The organism is Pseudoalteromonas prydzensis (assembly GCF_011050055.1).
GTDB classification, from domain to species: domain Bacteria; phylum Pseudomonadota; class Gammaproteobacteria; order Enterobacterales; family Alteromonadaceae; genus Pseudoalteromonas; species Pseudoalteromonas prydzensis_A.
In genome coordinates this window covers 1-6,337 of the sequence record NZ_DRGM01000004.1, presented here as the reverse complement: position 1 = coordinate 6,337, position 6,337 = coordinate 1, and the positions used below count along the sequence as shown (strand labels likewise).

The following is a 6,337-nucleotide window of genomic DNA, read 5'->3' as shown; positions in this document are numbered from 1 at the left end:
TTTATACTGCGTTATTGATTTTAACAATAGAACCACTATTACTTGCAATCAATGCCTTGCCTAAATCGCTTTTAATTCCAACTGAAACTCGCATCTTGGGGTGGTTTGGGTATATACTATGGCGCGTAGATAAAAAGGTTTATCTACGCTTATTCGCATCATTGCCAATTGTAGTACTTAATTGATTTCCAACTGAATACAATTATGTACTGTAATTGGTACTTTGATGACAACTTATTAGAATACATTTAAGGAACATTTTAAGTGCAAGCAATTATTAAAGAATTTCAACTAGGTCAACATACAGTTACCCTAGAAACCGGTGCAATCGCTCGTCAAGCTGACGGCGCAGTATTAGCAAGTATTGGCGACACATCAGTATTAGTTACTGTTGTTGGTAAGCGTGAAGCACAACCTGGCCAAGATTTTTTCCCACTAACAGTTAACTACCAAGAGCGTATGTACGCTGCAGGTCGTATTCCTGGTGGTTTCTTAAAGCGTGAAGGTCGTCCTAACGACGGTGAAACACTGATTGCCCGTCTTATTGACCGTCCAATTCGCCCACTTTTCCCTAATGGTTTTGTAAACGAAGTACAAGTTATTGCTACCGTTGTTTCTGTTAACCCTGAAATCCAACCTGATATGGTTGCGATGATCGGTACTTCAGCAGCACTTGCTATCTCTGGTATCCCATTCAGTGGCCCAATTGGTGCAGCACGCGTTGGTTACATCAACGGCGAATACGTACTTAACCCGACACTAAAAGAGCTGGAAGAAAGCCAACTTGATTTAGTTGTTGCTGGTACTGATAACGCTGTACTTATGGTTGAATCAGAAGCTGACGTTCTAGCTGAAGACGTAATGTTAGGTGCGGTTGTATATGGTCATGAGCAATCTCAAGCTATCATCAACGCAATCAACGAATTCAAAGCAGAAGCTGGCAAACCTACATGGGATTGGGCAGCACCTGAAAAGAACGTTGCTTTAGAAGATAAAGTAGCAGCAATCGCAGCTGATAAAGTAGGCGAAGCTTACCGCATCACTGATAAAGTGGCTCGTAAAGAAGCACTTGGCGTTGCTAAAGACGAAGTTGTTGCTGTATTAACAGCTGAACTTGCTGAAGGCGAGTCACTAGACAAGCAAGAAGTTGGTAAAGTATTTGGTTCTCTTGAGAAGAAAATCGTACGTGGCCGCATCACTGCTGGCGAAAAACGTATCGATGGTCGTGAACCAGATATGATCCGTGCCCTTGACGTAATGACTGGCGTATTGCCACGTACTCACGGCTCTGCAATTTTTACTCGTGGTGAAACACAAGCACTTGTAACAGCTACACTTGGTACAGAACGTGATTCACAGTTGATCGACGATTTAACTGGCACGCACAAAAACCACTTTATGCTTAACTACAACTTCCCTCCGTTCTGCGTAGGTGAAACAGGTTTTGTCGGTTCTCCTAAGCGTCGTGAAATCGGCCACGGTAACCTAGCTAAGCGTGGTATCCAAGCTGTAATGCCTACATTGACTGAGTTCCCTTACTCAATCCGTGTGGTATCTGAGATCACTGAATCAAATGGTTCATCTTCAATGGCATCGGTATGTGGTACGTCACTTGCACTTATGAATGCGGGTGTACCAATCAAAGCCTCTGTTGCGGGTATCGCGATGGGTCTAGTTAAAGAAGACGAGAAATTCGTAGTTCTTTCTGACATCTTAGGTGATGAAGATCACTTAGGTGACATGGACTTTAAAGTAGCTGGTACTGCTGCAGGTATTACTGCACTACAAATGGATATCAAGATTGAAGGTATCACGCAAGAAATCATGCAAATTGCGCTTAAACAAGCAAAAGCGGCACGTTTACACATTCTAGGTGTGATGGACGAAGCGATTTCTGCACCATCTGAAGAGCTTTCAATGTTTGCTCCACGTATCTACACAATGAAGATACCACAGAAGAAAATCGCTGAAGTTATCGGTAAAGGCGGCGCAACTATTCGTCAACTTACTGAAGAAACTGGTACTACGATTGAAATCGGTGATGATGGCACAATCAAAATTGCAGCAACAGACGGTGAAAGCGCAGCAAATGCAATCAGCCGCATTGAGCAATTAACAGCTGAGCTTGAAGTAGGTACTATCTACGACGGTAAAGTGGTACGTATTGTTGATTTCGGTGCATTTGTAAACATTCTGCCTGGTAAAGATGGCCTAGTGCATATCTCTCAGATCAGCACTGAGCGCGTAAATAACGTGACAGATCACCTATCTGAAGGTCAAGAAGTTAAAGTTAAAGTACTAGAAGTAGACCGTCAAGGTCGCGTACGTCTAAGTATCAAAGAAGCAATGGAAGCAGCAGCATCTTCAGCTGACACAGCAACTGACGCTTAATTGTTGATATTTAATCCAGATATTCTCTGGATAATATAAAAAGGGGCTGTATAGCCTCTTTTTTTATGCTTTAATGAAACCTCTTTGGATAGCACTTGTCTTATCTGTTTGCTACTTATCTTGGTATAAAGGATTTTAATGATACTTAAACACATAGCCTTGGCATCGTTTGCTATTTTGTCCTTAAGCGCCTGTCAATCTACTTCGCAAGCACAACCAACTGCAATTGTTAACGTGCCTTTCACTGCACCATTGCCTTCTGATTTTCGTAGTGAAATAGCGATAGCTCGCTATTCTGAATTATTGAATCGCGCCGATTTAGCGCCAGATCAACAAGCAAAATTACTTTATGACCGCGGTGTATTATTTGACAGCTTAGGCATGTCTACTTTGGCTCGCATCGATTTTAATCGTGCCGTGCAATTAAAGCCCGATTTAGCCGAAGTGTATAATTTTTTAGGTATTCACCATACCTTGATGCAACAATTTGAAAAAGCCTATGAGTTTTTTGATTCAGCGTTAGAGCTTAATGAGCAGCATGAATATGCCTATTTAAACCGTGGTATCGCACTGTACTATGGTGATAGACCAAGCCTTGCCGCCGCTGATCTAGAAGAGTTTTTAGCTCGCTCACCGAGTGATCCATACCGTGTGTTATGGCTCTATTTAGCACAAGCGAACGTTGACCCTGTACAAGCGTTAGCTACGTTAAAAGCCAATGCGCAAGGTCTTGACGATAGTCAATGGGCATATGGGTTAATCTCTTTGTATATTGGTGATATGAGCGAACGAGCCTTTTTAGCCAGCATTAGCGAAGGTGTCTCAACTGAACAAGAATATGCGCAGCGTTTGTGTGAAGCGTATTTTTACCTTGCGAAAATATACCAAGCCAAAGGCTTAGATTATCAAGCCGCTGACTTTTTCCGCTTAGCACTTGCCACTAATGTGCATGAATTTGTGGAATATAAATATGCGCGTTTAGAGCTTGAGTTAATGGCTGGTGAAAACGCTAGTTAACTATCTAATTAGCGTTGCTGTTGTACTGAGTGTTGGTTGCTTACCAAGCTCAGTGGATCAGCAGCGCGATGTTGCTTTTTGGCATGTAAAACATACCCCAGATTCTATTCTTATTAGCTATTATCGTTTTATTGACGATTTTAATGCGCAATTAAATAGTCTGTCAGATCCCACTTTATCCTTGTTAGCTTTAAATGCCGTTACTGATGCTCAGTTTGCATGGGCGTTGCGCTTATTAAATAATGATCAGCCACGTGCCGCACTGCCGTTTTGGCGTGTTAGTGTTGCTCAGCAAAATGAAGACAAACGTCGCCAGCTCAGCGCACTGTTACTTCGTTTTGAGCGCTGGAGTGATTTAGAGAGCTTAAAAGAGCAACAACTTTTGCCTGTTGCAAGCTATGCGGCAGAGCATTTAAAGTTGCAGCACAAAGTAGCACCGCAGCGTATTGAGCAAGAGTTTGCTAATGATGAAGGGTTTTTATTGGCTTTTTCACAACTTAAAGCAACGCCCCAGTGTCAGTTTAATGTGTTGCTGATGACAGATCACCGTCAAGGCATCAGCCAACTCACTGCATTTACCCACCGTTACCAACAGCAGCCCCAACCACGTGCAGCAAGCTTTTGTTTTAGTAAACCCATTTACTTAGGGAATACAATAGATTGCCAGCAGCAGCCAGATTCTGCGGCTCAATGTGATTGGCGTCCTTTAATTGCCGATAAAAGATGGCCAACGGGCTTTGATTTTATTGTCATGATGACGGCGACAGGCTCTGGTAATGTGCAAGGCGGAATAATGCACTTAAACTCGGCGAGCCATTATGGTTTATTTTTACATGAATTAATGCATTTTAATGGCTTTGAAGATGAGTATGCATTGCCTACAGCAAAACAAGCATGGTTATGTCATCAGCGCGGTTTAGTCGCACCTAATCTTTTTATTGCCAATGGGTTAACACCGCCTGCTGGCTGGGTTTTGAGTGATAGCTGTGAAACCGGGAGTAAGGCATACAAACCAAGCGCTGACTGGTCTATTATGCAATATCAGCAACTGCCACTTTCTGCACAATATCAGCAATTATGGCTGCGAAAAATCAGTGATCCGCACTACCAACCGGTGCGTTTTACTGATTATTTTCAGCAAATTGCACCAGCTATGGACTTTACCAATAAAACGGTAAATAAAAATATTGCCGAGTAAAGTTGTGAATAATATAAAATCAGCGTTAAATTAGTACAAAATAGCATCAGGTAGCAGGGCTTACTATAGACAAAATCGTCCCTTATCAGTATAACTATAAGGCGTTTATTGAAGCTAAAATTAAACCATCTCAATGACCAGTACTAAACTAAAACTAACTAGCAGTGTATTGATACTCTTATGACTTCAAAAGGTTTCTCATTATGACTTTGCTCTGGATACCCTTGTTATCCTTAATTGGCAGTGTTATTTCTTCCTGCACCGGAAAACTGACTCGTAATCAATCTACGAGCTTAACTATGCTAGCGCCGTTATGCGCCTTAGCAATTGCGATTTATCACGCGCCTGCGATTTTAGCGGGTGAGACAATCCGCTTTACCGCACAATGGATACCCGCATTGGGAATAGACATTGCCTTACGCTTAGATGGCTTAAGCTTATTGTTTATTTTTATGATCTTAGGAATAGGTCTGCTGGTAATCTTTTATACTCGTTACTACTTGAGTGCGAAAGACTCAATGTCAAAGCTCTACAGTTACTTAATGCTATTTATGACGGCAATGCTGGGTATTGTGATGTCGAATAACGTTATTCAACTGTGGTTTTTTTGGGAGCTAACCAGCATCAGCTCGTTCTTACTGATTAGTTACTGGTGGCATAAAACCGAAGCGCGTAAAGGCGCGCGAATGGCGCTGGCAGTCACGGGAGCCGGCGGCTTAGCACTACTGGGTGGTTTATTACTACTCGGAGACATTGTTGGTAGCTATAATCTTGATGTAATTCTAGCCAGCCGCGCTTTGATCCAATCTCACGAGCTATTTGAAGTTGCCTTAGTACTCGTGCTATTAGGGGCATTTACTAAGTCTGCGCAGTTCCCATTTCATTTTTGGCTACCTCATGCCATGGCGGCGCCAACACCTGTTAGTGCCTATTTACACTCAGCAACTATGGTAAAAGCAGGGATATTTTTACTAGCGCGCTTCCATCCTGCACTTGCAGGAAATGATACTTGGTTTATTTTAGTGGCAATGACAGGTTTAACCACCTTATTAGTTGGCGCTTATATCGCGTTATTTAAGCATGACTTAAAAGGCTTGTTAGCGTATTCAACCATTAGTCACCTTGGTTTAATTACCTTATTACTTGGTTTAGATACTGAGCTTGCCACTGTGGCAGCAATTTTCCATATTATTAACCATGCAACATTTAAAGCCTCCTTATTTATGGCAACCGGTATTATTGATCACGAAACCGGCACCCGTGATATGCGAAAACTCAATGGCATGTGGCGTTTTATGCCTTACACAGCGACGCTGGCAATGGTTGCTGCAGCGGCTATGGCTGGGGTGCCATTGCTAAATGGCTTTTTATCAAAAGAAATGTTCTTTGCTGAGACCTTACACCAACAAGTGCTTGGTTCAATGTCATGGTTGATCCCAGTATTAGCGACTTTAGCGGCTGCTTTTTCAGTAGCTTATTCAGCGCGCTTTATCCATGATGTATTCTTTAATGGCGACCCAATTGATTTACCGAAAACCCCCCATGAACCACCGCGTTATATGCGCGTACCAATCGAAATTTTAGTGGTGCTATGTTTGTTAGTAGGCATGTTCCCGAATTTTGTGGTCGATGGCATTTTATCGGCGGCCTCTTTGGCTGTGCTTGGTGATGCAACGCCTGAGTTTAAGTTGTCAATTTGGCATGGTTTTAACCTGTCTCTTATACACATCT

General features: G+C 42.4%; 5 protein-coding genes. All 5 read left to right on the top strand.

The window, feature by feature from the left end:
* The coding region (locus tag ENH88_RS00155) for a hypothetical protein (protein WP_304178221.1) at positions 1–185 on the top strand (185 nt) is incomplete at its 5' end.
* 79 nt (positions 186–264) lie between these two features.
* Positions 265–2,391 (top strand): polyribonucleotide nucleotidyltransferase, encoded by a 2,127-nt coding sequence (pnp, locus tag ENH88_RS00150; protein ID WP_304178219.1) that lies wholly within the window; start codon positions 265–267, stop codon positions 2,389–2,391.
* 138 nt (positions 2,392–2,529) lie between these two features.
* Positions 2,530–3,408 (top strand): lipoprotein NlpI, encoded by an 879-nt coding sequence (gene nlpI / locus ENH88_RS00145; RefSeq protein ID WP_304178217.1) that lies wholly within the window; start codon positions 2,530–2,532, stop codon positions 3,406–3,408.
* A complete protein-coding gene (locus tag ENH88_RS00140; RefSeq protein ID WP_304178216.1) occupies positions 3,392–4,606 on the top strand; it encodes a hypothetical protein in 1,215 nt (404 codons plus the stop codon). Before nlpI ends, ENH88_RS00140 begins: the two co-directional genes overlap by 17 nt.
* Positions 4,607–4,809: 203 nt before the next feature.
* The coding region (locus tag ENH88_RS00135; protein ID WP_304178215.1) for a proton-conducting transporter membrane subunit at positions 4,810–6,337 on the top strand (1,528 nt) is incomplete at its 3' end.